We start from the raw sequence: 18,033 nt of genomic DNA on the forward strand, positions 1-18,033 counted from the left end.
TGTGTGCATGGCGTAGAACCTCCTCCGTATCCTCGCCCAGTGGCACCCTGTCCACGGGCACATGCCGCAGCATCAGCGAACGATCACCGCGAACATCCACATTCCACACCTGGATGTTGGGCTCCCGGTAACTGAGATTGTACTGGCGTGCCAGCTTCTCCCGCAGTTCGCGGTAACCCGGTTCGTCGTGGATGGCGGTTACCTTATAGCTGTCTTCCTGATCATCATCCTCAATGGCAAACAGTTTTAAATCTCGCATCACCTTCGGCGAGAGGAACTGCTGGATAAAGCTTTCATCCTTGAAGTTGGCCATGGCGAAATGCAGGGATTTTACCCAATCCGTGCCGGCAAAGTCTGGGAACCACTCGTAATCTTCTTCGGTGGGCGCCTCACAAATCCGCCGCAGGTCGGTGAACATGGAGAACCCCAACGTGTAGGGGTTGATACCGGAGTACCAAGGGCTACTGAATGGAGGCTGGTACACCACTGCGGTGTGGCTTTGCAGGAACTCCAGCATGAAGCCGTCCGTCACCAAGCCTTTGTCGTACATCCGGTGTAGCAGGGTGTAATGCCAGAAGGTGGCCCAGCCTTCATTCATCACTTGGGTCTGGCGCTGCGGATAGAAGTACTGCGCCAGTTTGCGCACAACCCGGATGATTTCCCGCTGCCAGGTTTCCAGCAGAGGCGCGTTTTTTTCAATAAAGTACAGGAGGTTTTCCTGGGGTTCTTCGGGGTAGCGTTGTTTGCGTTTTACTGGGTCTTCATCCTCGTTCATTTTTGGAATGGTGCGCCACAAATCATTCACCCGGCGCTGCAGGTAGTCCTCTCGCTCTTCCTGACGCAAGGCCTCCTTGGCGGCAGAAATCGGAGCGGGCCGTTTGTAGCGATCAACGCCGTAATTCATCAATGCGTGACAGGAGTCCAGTATTTCCTCAACCGCGCCCACGCCGTAACGTTCCTCGCACTCGGACACATAATTTCGGGCGAAGACTAAGTAATCAACAATGGCACTGGCATCTGTCCAAGTACGGAACAGGTAGTTGCCTTTGAAGAATGAATTGTGGCCATAGCAGGCATGGGCGATGACCAGCGCCTGCATGGGCAGAGTGTTTTCTTCCATCAGGTAAGCAATGCAGGGGTCGGAGTTGATGACTATTTCATAAGCCAGCCCCATCTGCCCCCGCTGATAGCCTTTGGATGTGCTAAGGAACTGCTTGCCGAAGGACCAGTGATTGTAGCCAACCGGCATGCCAACAGAACTGTAGGCATCCATCATCTGCTCGGCACTGATTACTTCAACCTGATTGGGGTAGGTGTCCAGGCCAAACTCCGCAGCACACTTTGCGATTTCCTCATCGTATTTGCTGATCAGCTCGAACGTCCATTCCGAGCCGGTGGACACGGGTTCACGAGTTTTCGGGCTCTCGTTGCCCGGTGCATTGGGGCGGTCGAGGGAGTCATTCATGCGGCCTTCCTCTCAAATAGTAGACGGAATACCGGGTAAATGTCGCTGGGGTCAGCAATTTGCTGCTGGGCGAAGCTTTCAGGAAAACGTTCCTGCACCCGCTCATATTCGTACCAAAGCATCTGGTGGTCCTGAGGCGTAATCTCCACATAGGCGAAGTACTGTACCAGCGGCAGAATGCTGTCGGTCAGCAACTTGCCACATATTGGAGAGTCGTCGTTCCAGTTGTCGCCATCGGATGCCTGGGCGGCGTAAATATTCCACTCCGCAGGGGAGTAGCGGGAATCAATAATTTTGTGCATCAGCTTCAGGGCACTGGACACAATGGTGCCGCCGGTTTCCCGTGAATAGAAAAACTCTTCTTCATCCACCTCTTTGGCGCTGGTGTGGTGGCGGATGAAAACCACGTCGATCTTCTTGTAGTTCTTTTTCAGGAATAGATACAGCAGGATAAAAAAGCGCTTGGCAGTGTCCTTGTGCATCTGGGTCATGGAACCAGACACATCCATCAAGCAGAACATTACGGCACTGGTGGCAGGTTTGTGTTGCTTCAGATGCTGGCGGTAGCGCAGATCAATTTCATCAAGGAACGGAATGCGTTTCACATTGGCTTTCAGCCGGGCAATTTCATCCTCCAGCACTTTGATCTGGTCTTCATGGCTGAATGCTGGATCCAGATCATCGGGTGCTGTTTTCAGGGCGCTAAGCTGAGCTTCCAGTTCGCGGATTTTCTTCTTACGGGCACCACCTAAACCCAAGCGGCGAGCATGGGCGCCCCGGAGTGAACGCACGACATCCAGCTTTGCGGGCACGCCTTGGGTGCTGAACCCTGAGCGCACATAATTGAAAGATTCTGTGTCCTTGAGCTGCTTGCGAATTAGGTTTGGCAATTCAAGGTCATCAAACAGAAAGTTCAGAAATTCTTCCTGAGTAATCTGAAAGGCAAAATCATCCATGCCTTCGCCATCGGGGCTGGCCTGGCCTTGCCCCTGGCCCTGCCCCTCTCCGCTCTCTGGTTTGGGTAGCCTGTCTCCCGCCACAAACTCACGGTTGCCTGGGTGCACCATTTCACGGTGCCCGCCTTGGCCATGGTGGAAAACAGGTTCATCAATATCTCGCGCGGGAATACTGACATTCTCTCCGCGTTCTATGTCAGTTATCGAGCGCCGGTACACCGCATCTGAAACAGCTTTTTTGATGTGGTGCCGGTAGCGGCGTAAAAACCGCTCCCGGTTCACCGCGCTCTTGTTTTTCCCATTCAATCGTCGGTCTACGATGTGGGTCATACCCATAACTCACTCTCCACTAGTGAGACTTGCGAACACGCAAATACCACTCTGCCAGCAAGCGCACCTGTTTCTCTGTGTAGCCCCGATCGACCATCCGTTCGACGAACTGCTTGTGCTTGTTCTGATCTTCCTGGCTGGCTTTCGGGTTGAACGAAATAACCGGTAACAGATCTTCGGTGTTAGAGAACATTTTCTTCTCGATGACGCTGCGCAGTTTCTCGTAGCTGAGCCAGGACGGGTTCTCGCCTTGATTGTTGGCCCTGGCTCGCAGTACAAAGTTGACCACTTCGTTGCGGAAATCCTTTGGATTGCTTATGCCTGCAGGCTTTTCGATCTTCTCAAGCTCTTCGTTAATAGAGGAACGATCGAGAATCTCGCCGGTTTCGGGGTCCCTGAATTCTTGATCTTGAATCCATAGGTCAGCATAGGTTACGTAACGATCAAATAGGTTCTGGCCATACTCACTGTAGCTTTCCAAGTAGGCGGTCTGGATCTCCTTGCCGATAAACTGAACATAGTGCGGCGCAAGGAACTCTTTGATAGAACGCAGGTAGCGCTCCTGAATGTCAGGCGCGAACTGTTCTTGCTCGATCTGCTTTTCGATTACATACAGCAGGTGCACCGGGTTGGCGGCTATTTCGGTGGTGTCAAAGTTGAAAACCTTTGAGAGGATTTTGAACGCAAATCGGGTAGATAAGCCGTCCATGCCCTCATTCACCCCGGCCGCATCCCGGTACTCCTGAATGGACTTGGCTTTAGGGTCGGTATCCTTGATGTTTTGGCCATCGTAAACCCGCATCTTCGAGAAAATACTGGAGTTTTCAGGCTCTTTAATACGTGAAAGCACTGAAAACTGAGCCAGCATGTCCAGAGTATCCGGTGCACAAGGCGATCCGGCCAGAGAGCTGTTTTTCAGCAGTTTTTTGTAAATTTCAATTTCTTCCGTTACCCGCACGCAGTAGGGCACTTTGACGATATAAACCCGGTCGAGAAATGCCTCGTTGTGCTTGTTGTTACGGAAGGTTTGCCATTCCGATTCGTTGGAGTGGGCAAGAATAACGCCATCAAAGGGCACTGAACCCATGCCTTCAGTGGTGTTGTAGTTGCCTTCTTGGGTTGCGGTCAGCAAGGGGTGCAGCACCTTGATTGGTGCCTTGAACATCTCCACAAACTCCATCAGGCCCTGGTTGGCTTTGCACAGGCCGCCACTGAAGCTGTATGCATCGGGATCATCCTGGGAATAATCCTCCAGCATGCGGATGTTTACCTTGCCGACGAGCGCGGAAATGTCCTGGTTATTGTCGTCCCCCGGTTCGGTTTTGGAGACAGCGGTCTGATCGAGCACCGAAGGGTACTTCTTCACAACACGGAACTGGCTGATGTCGCCGCCGTACTCGTGCAAACGCTTGACCGCCCAAGGCGACATAATGGATTTGAGATAGCGAGGAGGAATGCCGAACTCTTCTTCCAGGATGGCAGCATCTTCTGCCGGATCAAAAAGCCCCAGAGGGGATTCGTTCACTGGAGAGCCCTGGATCGCATAAAAGGGCACTTTCTCCATCAGGGACTTGAGCTTTTCCGCCAGTGACGATTTACCGCCACCAACCGGCCCGAGCAGATAAAGAATCTGTTTCTTTTCTTCCAGGCCCTGGGCCGCATGGCGGAAGAAAGACACGATATTCTCCACAGCGTCTTCCATGCCATAGAACTCGGCAAATTCTGGGTATCGTTTGATCATTTTATTGGAAAAGATGCGTGACAGGCGAATGTCACGGGAGGTATCGACAAACTCAGGTTCGCCGATGGCAATCAGTAATCGTTCTGCTGCAGTAGAGTAGGCCGTTGGATCTTTTTTACAGATCTCAAGATATTCTTCAAGGCTGTACTCTTCTTCTTTGGTGCTCTCATACCGGTTTTTGAATTGCTGCAGTATGCTCATGGGTAGCCCCTCGCTCGCTGTTCTTCAGCTTTTAGTGCACGCAGTATCCCCGTTTCGGTTACGGTCGCCATGGTGGCGATTCGGTTTGGTTATGGGTGGAAAGTATTAACTGTTTTGGCCGGCCTCGATCTGTGTCGGGTTTCGGCCTGTTCAATTTGAGCTTAGTTCACGGTCACGAGCTTGGACAGGTAGTTAACGGTGAAGGTTCATTAAATTATGTTACCGCCACCGCTGTGGAGCTATCGTTTAGTGAGCCGAAACACACTCTCGGTTGCGCCGATTAGGCCTTTGCGTTTGGTGAAAGGATGGTCGCTAGGTAGGGTGTTGGTAAGGATGTGCTCAACTTCATAATCGGCAGAATAGAGGTCTCGCACCTCGTCATCGCTTACGTTAAATGGCGGCGCGGTGATTTTGGTGTTGTAGTCCAGCGTAATGAGCAGGATTCTTGTCCCATCGGGAATGACCGCCGTGAGGTGCTCCACGTAGTTCTTGCGCATAGACGGAGGAAGGGCGATAAGTGCAGCGCGGTCGTACACTAAGCGAATATGCTTCAGATCGGCTGGTACCAATTGGAAAAAATCGCCGCACCAGAGTTGCAGGTTCTCATGTTGGAACGTTGTGAATGGTTCGCTTGGGTGTACCAGTGCTTTTTCGCCGGCTTCTTCGAAGAAATCCTTACAGGCGATATCGCTCAGCTCCACACCAATAACGGAATGCCCGCGATCATGCAGCCACCACATGTCATGGGCTTTGCCGCATAGAGGGACAAAAACGCCCTCGGTGCCGCCGCCAGAAAGCTCTGGCCAGTGATCATAGAGGAACTTGTTCACAGAGCCTTCGTGGAAGCCGATTTGTTCTTTGCTCCAACGTTCATGCCAGAATTCGTGTTCCATGACTCTTGCTCTCGTATTTGGACGTTTAACTCAGTCTACCTTAATCTCGTCGTTTATCGATGAAGGAGAAACCTATGAAAGCTGTGTTTCTGGACGCCACTACCCTTGGCAATGATTTGGATCTGGCACCTCTTGAGCAGGCTACGGGCGGCATGGTGAAACATGACGCCACGGCGCAGGAGCAAGTATCTGAGCGAATTCGGGGCTTTGATACGGTGCTGGTTAACAAGATTGTGCTTACGCGAGAGCATTTTGAAAACTGCCCCGAGTTGAAAACCATTGCTGTGGTAGCCACCGGCCTCAACAATATCGACCAAGAGGCGGCCCGAGATCACGGTATTCAAGTGCTGAATGTGACGAACTACGGGCGCTCTACGGTGGCGCAGCACACCATGGCGTTGATGTTGGCGCTGGCAACACGCCTGTTGGATTACGACCGGGATGTGCGGGCGGGCCGCTGGGCGCAAAGCGATATGTTCTGCCTGATGAACCACCCGATTATGGAACTGGAAGGCCGAACCCTGGGCATTGTGGGTTATGGCGACCTTGGGCAGGGTGTTGCCGAACGAGCCAAAGCCTTTGGCATGAATATACTGTTGGGTGCCCGGCCAGGGCAGTCGGCGGGGGAGGTAGATGGCTATCCTCGGCTTCCATTGGATGAGCTCTTGTCGCAGGTGGATGTGCTCTCGTTGCACTGCCTTCTTACCGATGAAACCCGCAACCTGATTGGCGCCCGTGAGCTACGGATGATGAAACCGGATGCACTGTTGATTAACACCAGCCGTGGCGGTTTGGTGGATGAGGCGGCCCTTGCCGACGCCTTACGAACGGGCGTTATTGCCGGTGCCGGGTTTGATGTGCTGACCGAAGAGCCACCCCGCAATGGTAACCCGCTGCTTGCCGGTGATATTCCGAATTTGATTGTTACACCTCACTCAGCATGGGCCAGCCAAGAAGCGCGACAGAGGATTGTGGAGATTACGGCGCGTAATCTCATTACAGTTAAGTAGGAAGCTTGCAAACTGGCTTAATGCATCAACCGTTTTTGGTAAGGTAGCAACGGATATACATGCAAAAAAGAGGCTCAGCCATTTCGCCACAGCTAATCCGGCAAACAGCAGGTTCAGGGAGCAACTGTGTGACAGCATTGAAGCGGTTGATGCTGGCGTTTGCAGTGGTGGCTTTTGCTTCTGGGTGTTCCTCGGTTCAGCACCGTAACCAGCTGGCCTCGTTCAATGCGGCCTATGCCGCAGGCGACTATGATTCTGCTCTGCAGACGGTCAGCTTCGACGTAGATGAGGGTAAATCTGTTGATTCCGAAGCTCACCTGCTTGAACTGCTGCACCAAGGCGAAATGTATCGCCTGACTGGTCGCTATGATGAGTCTACAAAGGCATACGACCTAGCAGAAGAGGGGATGAAATATCTGGACACTGAAGGGTTTCTGAAAAAAGCCTCGGAAGGGTTTATGTCGGTGATGGTTAACGACTCGCAGCGTGATTACGAGGCGTTGATGTCTGAAGCCGTTTTGGTCAATACCTACAAAGGGCTGGCGTTTCTTGCTGCGGGCAACAGCGATTATGCTCGTATTGAGTTTAATCGGGCCAATGAGCGCACCCGACGTGCGGTTGATTACTTCCAAAAAGAGATTTCGGAACAGCAGGCTGCACTAAAAAAGGAAGCGCAGACTAAGGGAGGCAACGCTTCCATCGTACGTAATAGCCTTCGAAACGAGGACTTTCAGACGGCGGTTTCCAATCACTATGGTGAAGCGTCTAACTGGTCTGTTTATCCCGATTTTATCGTTCCCTCAAGTACCTATCTGCATGGCCTCTACTTTTTGGCAAACGCCACAGGTGGCAGCGACTATGAGCGGGCGGCTACGTCGCTTAAGCGCGTGGCTCAGATGAAACCTGAGAGCACTGTGCTAAAAGCCGATGCAGATTTGGCAACAAGCCTCGCATCAGGCAAACAAAGTTTGGCAACGTTGCCGCCGCAAGTTTGGGTGGTGTATGAGAATGGATTAGGGCCGGCCCTTCAAGAATCCCGTTTTGAGGTCCCCTTGTTGCTCGCGCGCCAAGGGAGGCCATCGTTTGTGTATTTTGGCATCGCACTGCCGAAATACACTGAGCGAGCTGCCGTGCCAGGTGATATCGGCATGGTGAATGATGTCGGAGAGGTTATTCACACCGAAAAAATCTCTGATATGGGCACGGTGATTCGTACTGAAATGAAAGAGCGCTTTGCCGGTGTGCTTACCAGAGCAGTATCGTCTGCCGTTATTAAGGCCGTTTTGCAAAGGGAAGTGGCGGAGCAGTTTGGCGCGATAGGTCAGTTGGGCGCTTTAGTGTTCACCGCCGCAACGACTCACGCTGATTTACGGGGCTGGCAGGCGATGCCCAATCATTGGCAGGCTGCGCGGATGGATCGCCCAGAGAACGGAATAGTAACGCTGCTGGACAACCGGGGTGAAATCTTGGGTGATGTAGACATACCACAACAGCCCTTCACCCTTGTGTACGTTAAACGGCCTACGAGGTTGGCCCCAGTTACGGTGATAACCATGGATTTGCAAGGGGCGAGTACAGCCACTTTTGCGCGGTTGCCAGAGCGCTCCGACGCGCCGGCCCAAGTTTCGAGTAGTCGATAACCAACACAACACACTAAAACGACGGGACATATACTATGAAAACGTTATTGTTCGCCAGCCTGCTGGTACTTAGTTCGCTGGTACTAAGCTTGGCGGGCTGTGCTACGCCGCCCGAAACCAGCAGCTCTTTGATCGATAGACAGGAGCTGAAGGTAGATCCGGACATTATCTACGCTGCGGAGGTTACCGAGCTCTTTCAGGCGCGAGAGGATCAGCCAGGTGGCGGCAGTCTCCTGCAAGTACAATTTGCGGTGGAGGCAAGGTCGGATGCTGATATGGCATGGAAGGTGACCTGGTTTGATGCCAATGGCATGTTGGTTAAAGGTGTTGGCGAAGGCTACCGGAAGGCAACGCTTCTGACCGGACAAACCCGCTATTTCACGGCCACGGCGCCCCATGAGCGCGTGACAAGTTTTCAGCTACATCTTCGTGAACCCAAATAAAAGGAAAACCCTATGTTGATTCGCGCCGTTACGATTTCTGTAAGCCTTGCTGTTCTTGCCGGCTGTGCCGCGCCTAACCGCTACATCGACCCGGCCGCAGACGATGGCCCGATTGCCATGACTATGGATTATCGGGATTTTGAGAAAGCCGCCACCGATGCTGTTGAAGATATGCTCGCCAGTGGTGCAGTGAATAACCCCAATGGTGGCCGTTCCATTATGGTGGTCAGCCGCATTACCAACGACACCATGCAGCGTATTGATACCGACCAGCTCACCAAAAAAATTCGTGTTTCCTTGCTACGTTCAGGGAAGGTAGTGACTACGACAGCGGTAGGTCTCAACGGTGCCGAAGATGAAATGACAATGAAGGCCCGAGAACTGCGTGATTCTGAAGAGTTTGACCAGTCAGGTGTGCAGAAAAAAGGCACACTTCAGGCGCCGGATCTGAGTCTTTCGGGCAAAATTCTGCAGCGTAATCATAAAGTAGGCAAAGAGTTGCAGGTGGAGTACTACGTTCAGCTGTCGCTGACCGACCTAGCCTCGGGCCTAGCCACTTGGGAAGGTGAAACCCCTATCATCAAGCGCGGCTCTGATAAGTCTGTTTCCTGGTGAGCCGGGTGGGAGGGCAGGCGGGAAAATCCCCTGCTTGCTTTTCACCTTCCTGAAATTTAAGCCATACTGGACGAAACCGAATCCGAGCTTTGGATAACCCCATGGCTCCCGTACAACAGGATGTTAAGTGGCTTCTTTTCAAGTTAAAGAACGGCTTCAGGCGGTTGAAACCTGGATACTGGCCAACCCTAACCCGCCCAAAAACTGGCCTTGGACTTGGCTATACAAGGTAGCACGCTCCGTTTATGCGCTGATCCGCGATGTGATCAGTGGCCAGCTAACCCTGCATGCCATGAGCCTGGTGTACACCACGCTGCTTAGTATTGTGCCGCTGCTGGCTCTGAGCTTTTCGGTGCTTAAAGCCTTGGGTGTGCACGAACGCATGGAGCCTTTTTTGTTCCAGTTTTTTCAGCCCATGGGGCCTCAGGGCGTTGAAATGGCCGAGCGCATACTGGGCTTTGTAGACAATATGAAAGTGGGTGTTCTCGGATCTGTCGGTCTGGCGTTGCTGGTTTATACCGTGGTGTCGCTGGTGCAGAAAATTGAGCGATCGTTCAATATGATCTGGCGGGTGCCAGAGATGCGCTCCGTAGCCCAAAGATTCAGTAACTATCTGAGCGTTATCATGGTTGGGCCACTGTTGATGGTGTCGGCTGTGGGTGTCAGCGCAGCCATCTTTTCGTCATCGGTTGTGCAAACAATGATTTCTATCGAGCCATTTGGCTCGGTGATATTGCTGGTCAGTCGCTTGATGCCGTTCTTCCTTGTGGTGGGTGCTTTCACGTTTTTTTACGTGTTCATGCCCAATACCCGGGTAAAACTGCGTTACGGGTTTATCGCCGGCCTGGTTGCAGGGATTACCTGGCAGGCTGCAGGCATACTGTTTGCCTCCTTTGTGGCAGGCTCAGCCAAATACGCGGCTATATACTCCAGTTTTGCGATTGGCATTATCATGCTGATTTGGATCTATCTGAACTGGATGATTCTGCTGCTGGGAGCAAGCCTGGCGTTTTATCTGCAAAACCCGGGTTCTGTCTCCAAGCGTACTCACGTTCAGCTTTCACCGGAGCTGCAGGAAAAAATTGCGTTGGCCATGATGTGGCTGGTCGCCCGTCCGTTCAGTGAGGGCGGTAAAGCACCACAGCAAGAGGCTCTAGAGAGGCAGTTACGGGTGCCAGGAGAAGTAACGCGTGGTGTTAGCGACAAATTGATTCGTGCGGGGGTACTTACCCTGGCCGGTCCGCAGGGTGATCAGCTGGTGCCGGGGCGGGCCCTGGATTTGATTACCGTGGGTGATGTGCTGAAAATTGTGCGCCACGATGAGGATCGTGTGGTAGATCGGCTGCCGCCCGTGTTTCCTGCCGAGTTACTGAAAGGTGAGCGTGAGAACGAATCTACAAATTTTGCAACTCTGCTGAAAAAGGAGACGGGTTCTGAGGTCAACCCTTAGCGCCCTCGCTAAGAACAGCTTTCAAGGCTACTCGCACGCGGTTTGTCTGTTCTTTGGAAAGACGTACGATTTTCTCCAGATCTTCCTCTGGTAGGTTTCGCTGGTGTGCATGCCGCAACACTTCGCGGCTGCCGATCACCATGCCGTCGCTTAGCGCTGTTTGTTCCTGTTCCGGTGCCGGGCATTCTACGGCCATGAGATACGCATGGTATTTGGACGGCAGGCTCCATTCACGGGCAATCAGCTGGCAAGCAATCCACTGGTAGCGGGCCAATGCGTTGCGAATCAACACAACATCAGGCTCGCCGCCACGCTGCGCCCGACATATTTGCTGAAGCTCTCGGCGAATAGTGATGTAGGCAAGCGCCGGTAGCAGCCCAACGGTGAAGTGTGCGCTGGTGTCTTCATTTTGCAGTTTGGCGATAAACTCTGCAGCGCGAGCGCATGTGAGCCCCCAGCGCCAGGCTCTCTGGGCAAACAGAGCTTCTCGGCTGTTGCGGGCCGCCATCATCGGGCGCATAACCGCTGCCGCAATCACATTACGGATGCCATCCATACCCAGAACGAACACGGCCTGGTCGACCGACTCTATGGTGTGATCCCCGGTACGGAAATAGGGGCTGTTCGCAACCTGTAGGATCTGATCGGTTAAAGCGGGGTCGCCTAGAATAATCTGGCTTAGTTTTTGACGGTCGCCTGCCTCATCTGAGAGGGCTCTCATCAGCATGGGCAGGGTCATGGGCCGCCTGGGCAGCTCTTCCATTTTGTCGTGCGTGAGGCGGTAATCGAGTTCCTGCAGCGCGCTGTCAGATGAAATTTGTTCAGCGCGCAGATTGGAGGGGCCAGTGTCTAGAAGCCAGCAGAAAAGGTTTTCTTCAAGTTGCAGGGTCAGGCCTTGCTCGTCTGCTGCTGTACCGTCAGGTTCCGTCGTTTTTGCAGAATTAAATAGCCGTGCCTCAGCAACCGGAGGAGGTGACGGTTTTTCTGTGGTAAAAAAGTCTGCAATCCAGGAAAAGAAGCCTGGCATCCGTTGCCTCCGGGTAAACCAGTCGCGAAAGTGTACGTGCCCGTATCTTCGCAGTATAAAGACCCGCTACAAGCTTGCACAGGCTAAACCCGTGGCGAATCGAAAACTATTTAAACCAAAGCCCCGCCGAATACAAAGACGAGCTGGCATATACCCGCCACCAAACCGAGAGTTGCGCCAACGAGGATCAGCTTGATTTCATCCTCTTGGAAGCAGGGCCGGAGTAAATCCTGGAACTCTTCAGAGGAGAGGGCAATCATCCGCTCCACCATAATCGATTCAACGGCGCGGGCCCGGTCGGCCTCAAACACTGGGTTGTTAAAGGAGGTTTTTGATATCTCGATGGCTTTCTCGCCCACCTGGTTTTTCAGGGTGGCGAACCCTGTTGGGCCGAATGCCATCTGGGTCAGGGCTTTGCCCATGCCAGCGGTTTCGTCCACCAACGGTTTGATGTGCTTTTTCACCATATTGCCGGCGCGATCACCTTTGGGGCCTTCCATGATGGCGTTGATGATATTGCCGACCGTGAGTATTTCATGGGTCACTATGTGGCAGAAAGATGCGGCCACCTCGGGCTGCCGTTTTAGAAAAAGGCCCTGAATTGAGAGCGGACCGATTTTCTTAGCATGCAGGGGGCGGAAAATAACGTTCAGTGCAATCCAGTTGGTCGCCCAGCCTACCAATAACCCGAAGAAAGGCAGTACCCACCAGCTTTGGTAGTTGTACCAAACAGCCATCTGAATAAGGCCAAACAGAAAACCGAAATAGAGACCGGAGTTAACGATAAACTTGAACTCAGCATCGCCGCATTCCAAAAAGATGCGATTCAGCAGTTGTTTGTCAGTAGCCAGCCTATCAATGACCATACCTTTGATGTCGAGCAGGTCTTCTATGTTGTTAGAAATGTCGTCTACTAAATTGTCCACCAGTTGCGGCGTGGATTTACGAACTCTGTCGTAAACCATCTTCCGGGCGGAAATAGGTAGGTTCTCCCAAAATGTCGGGTACTCTCTGAGCATCATCTCGTCTACATACTCTTCGATGCGCGGCTCGACAGAGTGGATGATGTGAGTGGCAAGTACCTTGGGATCAATCTGCTGAAAGATTTCCGGCACAGTGCCGATTTTGGAGATGGTGGCATCTACGCTGATGGCAGCCATCTTTCGTGCTTTTGAGGGAATGATGCCCTGCCAGCCCAATAGCGGTGGCTTACCGATGAACTCCAGCGGGAAGAAAGTCATCTTGATGGCTAGCCAGTTGGTGATCCAGCCAATGAGCGCTGCAATAACGGGAATACTGAGGTATTGCCAGAATTCTAGGTTGGTAAGCAAACTTGTCATCCGGGGCTCGCACTCACTTTTTTGTTTATATCTGCGGGTTGGATAATGTTTGGATGGCCAGTGACTGTCAATGACTCATAAGACCCCGCAAGGTGGCAATATAGCCTAGCGGCCAATATCCCCCCACAACCACTGACAAATTGCCATGGCCGCGACCGGGGCGGTTTCTGTCCTGAGAACCCGTGGGCCGAGGGCGACGGGTAGGAAACCTTCCTTCTCCGCTTGGGCAATTTCATCTGCGGTTAGGCCACCTTCCGGGCCAATCATCAGGGCTACCTGGGCAGGCTTGGCCATGGATTCCAGCGATTGCTCGGTACGATGGTGCAATACCAAACGCAGATCGGCATCGCGGCTGTGCTCCAGCCATTGTGCCAGGGTCATTACCGGCAGAATCTCGGGCACGCGGGCACGGCCACATTGTTCTGCTGCGCTCACGGCAACCGATTGCCAGTGGCGCAGGCGTTTGTCTTCGCGATCGCCTTTAAGCTTTATTTCACAGCGTTCGGTGGTCAACGGCACTATGCAGGTGACCCCCATTTCCACGGCCTTTTGAACGGCATAATCCATACGATCACCCTTGGACAGGGTTTGGCCAAGCGTAATCTGTAGCGGCGATTCGGTGTGATTGGCTTCGGGCGCCCCCACAAGCACTTCTACGCGCTTCTTCCCCGCGTTGGTAATCGTAGCTGGGTAGTCTTGGCCATCGCCATTGAACAGCCTGAGCTCTTGCCCTGGCTGCATGCGCAAAACGCGGCCCACATGCTGGGCCGCGTTCTCGTCCAGATCCGCGTGGTTGCCTTCGCTCAATGGCGAATCGGTATAAATTCTGGGGATGCGCATGGGTGTTTACCTTGGTCAGTCTCGAACGGCGATGTCGATGCCTTCCGTCGCGACTTGAGCCAGATGGCGAATCTGATCCTCGTTGATGACGTAAGGCGGCATGAAGTAAACCACATTACCCAGGGGGCGAAGCAAGGCCTGGCGGGTGAGAGAGTGCTGATAAACACGCAACCCACGGCGTTCCTGCCAAGGAAAGGGCGTTTTGGAAGATTTGTCTTTCACCATTTCCACCGCCAGTGTCATGCCATGCTGGCGAACGTCACCCACGTTCGGGTGGTCGGCCAGGTGGGCAACCGAGTCTGCCATGCATGCAGAGAGCCTTCGATTATTCTCAATAACATTGTCATCCCGGAAGATATCCAAGGTTGCCAGTGCAACAGCACAGCCAATGGCGTTGCCGGTGTAGCTGTGGCTGTGCAAGAAGGCCTTTAGGGTGTTGTAGTCGTCGTAAAAGCCGTTGTAGACAGTGTCTGTGGTCAGCACCACAGAGAGCGGAAGATAGCCGGCGGTCAGGCCCTTGGAAAGGCACATGAAATCCGGAGTGATCCCGGATTGTTCACAGGCGAACAAGGTACCTGTGCGGCCAAAGCCCACGGCAATTTCGTCGGCGATCAAATGCACGCCGTAACGGTTGCAGGCATCACGCAAAAGCGTGTGGTAAACCGGGTGGTGCATGCGCATGCCACCGGCGCACTGAATCATTGGCTCCACCACCACGGCGCAGATTTCCTCGTGCTTTTCGGCCAACAGAGCTTCCATAGCTACAAACTGGCGACGGGCATAATCTTCATCGGTTTCGCCGGGTTCCTTGTTGTAGGCATCTGGTGAGGGAGCGGTGAGCACTTCCATCAGTAGTGGTTGGTAGGTGTCTTTGTAAAGCGCAACGTCACCCAGTGCCAGAGCCCCCAGAGTTTCACCGTGATAACTGTTACCCAAATTCACAAAATTTTTCTTGTTGGGTTTACCCAGGTTTTTCCAGAAGTGATAACTCATCTTCAGGGCAGCTTCGATGGCAGAAGAACCATTATCTGCGTAGAAACATTTGTTCAGGCCCGGAGGGGTGACTTCGATCAAACGCTCCGACAGGTTGACCACCGGTTCGTGGGTGAAACCCGCCAACATAGCGTGCTCCAGCGTACCGATCTGTTCCTGAATAGCTGCGTTGATTCTCGGGTTAGCATGGCCAAAAAGGTTCACCCACCAAGAGCTGACGGCATCAATATATTGGTTTTCTTCAAAATCCTTGAGCCATACGCCTTTGCCGCTTTTTATCGGGATGAGGGGTAGGGTTTCGTGATCTTTCATTTGAGTGCAAGGGTGCCACACAGACTTGAGATCGCGGGCTACGAGGTCGGCATTGCGCATATTGGCTCTCCGAGAAGGTGAAGGTTTTGGAGTGATAATTTGGCGGCTGTTAACCCTTAAGGATGATACAGTTAACAGCGCTTGCTGACTACTGTGCCAACGTGCGCTGACCGGCAGGCCAATGCGCGCAGCTTTCTCTCGTCCCAAAATCCCGCCATCACTAAACAAAGGCTGATTTATATGGAGTTTCAACTAACACACCCTTACCAGGCTGGCATCGGGCGAGTGCTTGGAGCCTTCTTCGATAAGGACCACATCCTTGAGAAAAATACCCTTCTAGGCGCGCGGAATGTGCGTGTGGCCGAGCTGGAAAAGGACGATGCTTCTGCAAAGCTGGTTGTTGAACGGCAGATGACCACTTCCGCAGAAGTGCCAGGCATACTCGCCAGCTTCCACCGGGAATGGAATCAAATAAGGCAGGAAGAGCACTGGTTTCGCAAGAGCGACGGCGAGTGGCACTGTGAATTTCGCGTGCACATTGAAGGCGTGCCAGCGAAGATCAAAGGCATGATGAAGCTGGAAGGCACAGCAGAATCCTGCACCAATCACGTGACTCTGAACGTGCGTTGCGATGTGCCACTGATGGGCAAAAAGATTGCGGCGTTTCTGGCAGATGATTCCCGCGTTAAAATTGACCGTGAGTACGAAACCATACAGCAGATGCTATGATGCGCTAACAAGGACGAAAACGACGCAAAGGATGCGACATGAGTAAAGCTATTGTGCTTCTCGGAGACTTAGGCTCCGATCACGAAGGTTTCCCGCCTACGCCGGTATTGGCCGGCTCCCCCGATGTTCTGGTTGATGGCAAGCCCGTAGCCCGGTTGGGCGACCCGCTGGCGATTCATTCCAAGCCCCTGCATCCCCCGCACCCTCGTGCCATTGCTGGCGGTTCTAGCACCGTGATGATTAACGGACAGCCTGCGGCTATAACTGGGAGTGCGATTACCTGTGGTGGTGTGACGATTGGTTCTGGTTCGGTGATTATTGGGGGCTGATGTTTAGCTAGGCTATACCCGGGGAAATGATTGTCGTCGCCGACCCGAAAAGCCTTGAATGCACGACAGAAGAAAATGACCTGATGCAGGTTGCTCAACAGGTAAATCAAGAAGTTCACAAGCTCAGTGAGCAAGAGGCTCAGTTTGTTGTCGATCATTACGATCTGCTGGAAGTAATGACGTCTAGCGCCGCCACCGGTCTTGGCGTGGGTGCGACAATGATTGGCCAGCAAATCAAGAGTATTAGTGCCACGCTGAAAGAGCTTGAAGTCCTGCATCAAGACACCTTTCGAAGGCATGGAACACTCAGTCATCCGGAGTTTTTTGAGCAGCGACAGCGGCTGTTTACTAAGCTAGATTTTGCGCTTGGTAAAGTGGCAAGAAAAGGGATGTCATTGGATGATAATGCGAAACTCAAACGGGCGCTGGGGCTGTCCTCCAAGAGTATTGTGAATGATTGGCGAAAAAGTGGGGTGGGTGGCATCCCGGGTTATGGGACGAATTACACGAAAGTTTCTAAAGCTGGCGGCTTCATTGAAAAAGGGGGGCGTTTAGCCATTGCACTGGATGTTGGTCTCACAGGGTACAAAATCTACGAAGCGTGCGCTGTCGGCCGATCTGAGCGATGCGAGCAAGTTAGCCATACCGAATCTGCGCGTTTAGTCGGATCCGTTATAGGAGGTTCCTTTGGGGCATCTGTTGCACCGGTGCTCTGTACGGTTGTCGGAATTGGCACTGGGGGCATTGGTGGTATCGCATGCGGGATTGTGGCCGCAGGCATAGGCGGTGCGGTCGGCGGGCAGGTGGTTGGAAATGCAGGCGCCGACTTCGGCCAGTTGATATATGAGGTACGAAACGGTGACTGAAGGTACCATAGTCATCTTGGCATACATCGGCTATTGCAGCCTTTTCTTGGGGCTGATACCGCTTCCTATTATTGTCACTATTGGGTTTCGATACGTGGCTCTAATTGAAGATCGCGTCGCCACAGACTCGGGAGGAATCGCAACTTCCCGAATGTTCTGGCAGGGCCGGGTGATCGGCCGGTTTTTCAGAAGTAGTAACGTATTTGCTTACCTCTTACTGCGAAGTTTCCCGGGTTCCTTTTTTAAGCAAAGAGCATCGCTGCTTGGAGATCCGAGTGTTCGTTTACCTAGGCTCTGGCAAGTTTGGGTAATGGCGCCAACGCTTTTTCTTTACATGATGGTTGCGAACGTACTTATCGCAAATGCGCTTATCAAAATGAGCTAGTTTGACCTGATTCGGGCTTTAGCAAATTAATCTACCTGCTAAACAACTGAAAATATGATCGCAGAAATAACCTTTAATATCATCTGCCTATATTCGGTTTTATGTAATCAGCACTGGTAATATATTCAATCTCGATATCTTTTCCAGTGTCCCAATCGGTCTTGTTATGGGGCTGCACTTGTATTGCAGGTTTTCGTCCAAGAGTATTGTGCAGGAGTGGAAGACCTCAGGTGTCGGTGGTGTTTCATGCGGAATAATTGTTATAAGAATCGGCTCTGTCGCTGGAGGTGCAGTGGGTGGGAAAATTGGAGCAGTCAGTCCGGGAAGATGCTGATCTTACTCAAGTCCGCGAGGCCGCAGGAAGCCAGTTAGCGACAAGCTTCGTTAATATTGGAGGCCGAACCTCTCAGGAACCACTCGAAGGAGTTATTCTTGAAGCCTGCGTTCAGCTAGGCGAGCGGTATCTTG

At 52.7% G+C, this 18,033-nt stretch carries 16 protein-coding genes; 8 read left to right on the forward strand and 8 right to left on the reverse strand.

Annotation, left to right across the window (positions count from 1 at the left end):
- From ACTH3S_RS13965 to tmpT, 4 genes are all read right to left on the reverse strand, one after another.
- The coding region (locus ACTH3S_RS13965; protein ID WP_441809619.1) for a SpoVR family protein at window positions 1-1,465 on the reverse strand (1,465 nt) is incomplete at its 3' end.
- The gene (locus ACTH3S_RS13970; RefSeq protein ID WP_441809620.1) at window positions 1,462-2,757 is read right to left on the reverse strand and encodes a YeaH/YhbH family protein; all 1,296 of its coding nucleotides are present in this window, start codon (window positions 2,755-2,757) and stop codon (window positions 1,462-1,464) included. The genes ACTH3S_RS13970 and ACTH3S_RS13965, both read right to left, overlap by 4 nt.
- 13 nt (window positions 2,758-2,770) lie before the next feature.
- Window positions 2,771-4,693, reverse strand: coding sequence for a PrkA family serine protein kinase (locus ACTH3S_RS13975; protein ID WP_441809621.1), 1,923 nt, complete (start codon window positions 4,691-4,693; stop codon window positions 2,771-2,773).
- A 239-nt stretch (window positions 4,694-4,932) separates the two neighbouring features.
- Window positions 4,933-5,586 (reverse strand): thiopurine S-methyltransferase, encoded by a 654-nt coding sequence (tmpT, locus tag ACTH3S_RS13980; protein WP_441809622.1) that lies wholly within the window; start codon window positions 5,584-5,586, stop codon window positions 4,933-4,935.
- A 74-nt stretch (window positions 5,587-5,660) separates the two neighbouring features.
- On the opposite strand from tmpT, the gene ACTH3S_RS13985 reads away from it, so the two are divergent.
- The 5 genes from ACTH3S_RS13985 (at window position 5,661) to ACTH3S_RS14005 (ending at window position 10,744) form a co-directional block, all read left to right on the forward strand.
- Entirely contained in the window at window positions 5,661-6,596 is a 936-nt protein-coding gene (locus ACTH3S_RS13985; protein WP_441809623.1) for a D-2-hydroxyacid dehydrogenase, read from the forward strand.
- A 128-nt stretch (window positions 6,597-6,724) separates the two neighbouring features.
- The gene (locus tag ACTH3S_RS13990; RefSeq protein WP_441809624.1) at window positions 6,725-8,236 is read left to right on the forward strand and encodes a COG3014 family protein; all 1,512 of its coding nucleotides are present in this window, start codon (window positions 6,725-6,727) and stop codon (window positions 8,234-8,236) included.
- Window positions 8,237-8,271: 35 nt separating this feature from the next.
- Window positions 8,272-8,679, forward strand: a complete 408-nt coding sequence (locus tag ACTH3S_RS13995) for a YcfL family protein (protein ID WP_441809625.1) — start codon at window positions 8,272-8,274, stop codon at window positions 8,677-8,679.
- Window positions 8,680-8,691: 12 nt separating this feature from the next.
- Entirely contained in the window at window positions 8,692-9,294 is a 603-nt protein-coding gene (gene lpoB, locus ACTH3S_RS14000; RefSeq protein WP_441809626.1) for a penicillin-binding protein activator LpoB, read from the forward strand.
- A gap of 127 nt (window positions 9,295-9,421) precedes the next feature.
- On the forward strand, window positions 9,422-10,744 hold the full coding sequence (locus tag ACTH3S_RS14005; RefSeq protein WP_441809627.1) for a YihY/virulence factor BrkB family protein: 1,323 nt from the start codon (window positions 9,422-9,424) through the stop codon (window positions 10,742-10,744).
- Here the strand turns inward: ACTH3S_RS14005 and ACTH3S_RS14010 are convergent.
- The 4 genes from ACTH3S_RS14010 to ACTH3S_RS14025 form a co-directional block, all read right to left on the reverse strand.
- Window positions 10,734-11,771 carry an HDOD domain-containing protein gene (locus tag ACTH3S_RS14010; RefSeq protein WP_441809628.1) on the reverse strand — a complete coding sequence of 346 codons (1,038 nt, stop codon included), beginning with the start codon at window positions 11,769-11,771 and terminating at the stop codon, window positions 10,734-10,736. The genes ACTH3S_RS14005 and ACTH3S_RS14010 overlap by 11 nt on opposite strands.
- A gap of 110 nt (window positions 11,772-11,881) precedes the next feature.
- Window positions 11,882-13,111: a DUF445 domain-containing protein gene (locus ACTH3S_RS14015; protein ID WP_441809629.1), complete on the reverse strand. Its 1,230-nt coding sequence runs from the start codon at window positions 13,109-13,111 to the stop codon at window positions 11,882-11,884.
- Between the two features lie 105 nt (window positions 13,112-13,216).
- Window positions 13,217-13,951 carry a 16S rRNA (uracil(1498)-N(3))-methyltransferase gene (locus ACTH3S_RS14020; RefSeq protein ID WP_441809630.1) on the reverse strand — a complete coding sequence of 245 codons (735 nt, stop codon included), beginning with the start codon at window positions 13,949-13,951 and terminating at the stop codon, window positions 13,217-13,219.
- Window positions 13,952-13,966: 15 nt separating this feature from the next.
- Window positions 13,967-15,316, reverse strand: coding sequence for an adenosylmethionine--8-amino-7-oxononanoate transaminase (locus tag ACTH3S_RS14025; protein WP_441809631.1), 1,350 nt, complete (start codon window positions 15,314-15,316; stop codon window positions 13,967-13,969).
- Window positions 15,317-15,496: 180 nt separating this feature from the next.
- On the opposite strand from ACTH3S_RS14025, the gene ACTH3S_RS14030 reads away from it, so the two are divergent.
- Genes ACTH3S_RS14030 through ACTH3S_RS14040 form a run of 3 tightly spaced genes read left to right on the forward strand, consistent with a single transcriptional unit; the run spans window position 15,497 to window position 17,180 of the window.
- Window positions 15,497-15,985, forward strand: coding sequence for a DUF2505 domain-containing protein (locus ACTH3S_RS14030; protein WP_441809632.1), 489 nt, complete (start codon window positions 15,497-15,499; stop codon window positions 15,983-15,985).
- A 38-nt stretch (window positions 15,986-16,023) separates the two neighbouring features.
- Window positions 16,024-16,314, forward strand: a complete 291-nt coding sequence (locus ACTH3S_RS14035) for a type VI secretion system PAAR protein (protein ID WP_441809633.1) — start codon at window positions 16,024-16,026, stop codon at window positions 16,312-16,314.
- 26 nt (window positions 16,315-16,340) lie between these two features.
- Window positions 16,341-17,180, forward strand: a complete 840-nt coding sequence (locus ACTH3S_RS14040; RefSeq protein WP_441809634.1) for a hypothetical protein — start codon at window positions 16,341-16,343, stop codon at window positions 17,178-17,180.
- Window positions 17,181-18,033: the final 853 nt, after the last annotated feature.

This window comes from Marinobacter sp., from assembly GCF_052094685.1.
Lineage (GTDB): Bacteria > Pseudomonadota > Gammaproteobacteria > Pseudomonadales > Oleiphilaceae > Marinobacter.

Excerpts from the sequence above, each read along its gene's own strand:
- ACTH3S_RS13970 (WP_441809620.1), bottom strand. The coding sequence starts at position 2,757 with ATGGGTATGACCCACATCGTAGACCGACGATTGAATGGGAAAAACAAG.
- ACTH3S_RS13975 (WP_441809621.1), bottom strand. The coding sequence starts at position 4,693 with ATGAGCATACTGCAGCAATTCAAAAACCGGTATGAGAGCACCAAAGAA.
- tmpT (WP_441809622.1), bottom strand. The coding sequence starts at position 5,586 with ATGGAACACGAATTCTGGCATGAACGTTGGAGCAAAGAACAAATCGGC.
- ACTH3S_RS13985 (WP_441809623.1), top strand. The coding sequence starts at position 5,661 with ATGAAAGCTGTGTTTCTGGACGCCACTACCCTTGGCAATGATTTGGAT.
- ACTH3S_RS13995 (WP_441809625.1), top strand. The coding sequence starts at position 8,272 with ATGAAAACGTTATTGTTCGCCAGCCTGCTGGTACTTAGTTCGCTGGTA.
- lpoB (WP_441809626.1), top strand. The coding sequence starts at position 8,692 with ATGTTGATTCGCGCCGTTACGATTTCTGTAAGCCTTGCTGTTCTTGCC.
- ACTH3S_RS14010 (WP_441809628.1), bottom strand. The coding sequence starts at position 11,771 with ATGCCAGGCTTCTTTTCCTGGATTGCAGACTTTTTTACCACAGAAAAA.
- ACTH3S_RS14015 (WP_441809629.1), bottom strand. The coding sequence starts at position 13,111 with ATGACAAGTTTGCTTACCAACCTAGAATTCTGGCAATACCTCAGTATT.
- ACTH3S_RS14020 (WP_441809630.1), bottom strand. The coding sequence starts at position 13,951 with ATGCGCATCCCCAGAATTTATACCGATTCGCCATTGAGCGAAGGCAAC.
- ACTH3S_RS14025 (WP_441809631.1), bottom strand. The coding sequence starts at position 15,316 with ATGCGCAATGCCGACCTCGTAGCCCGCGATCTCAAGTCTGTGTGGCAC.
- ACTH3S_RS14030 (WP_441809632.1), top strand. The coding sequence starts at position 15,497 with ATGGAGTTTCAACTAACACACCCTTACCAGGCTGGCATCGGGCGAGTG.
- ACTH3S_RS14035 (WP_441809633.1), top strand. The coding sequence starts at position 16,024 with ATGAGTAAAGCTATTGTGCTTCTCGGAGACTTAGGCTCCGATCACGAA.
- ACTH3S_RS14040 (WP_441809634.1), top strand. The coding sequence starts at position 16,341 with ATGATTGTCGTCGCCGACCCGAAAAGCCTTGAATGCACGACAGAAGAA.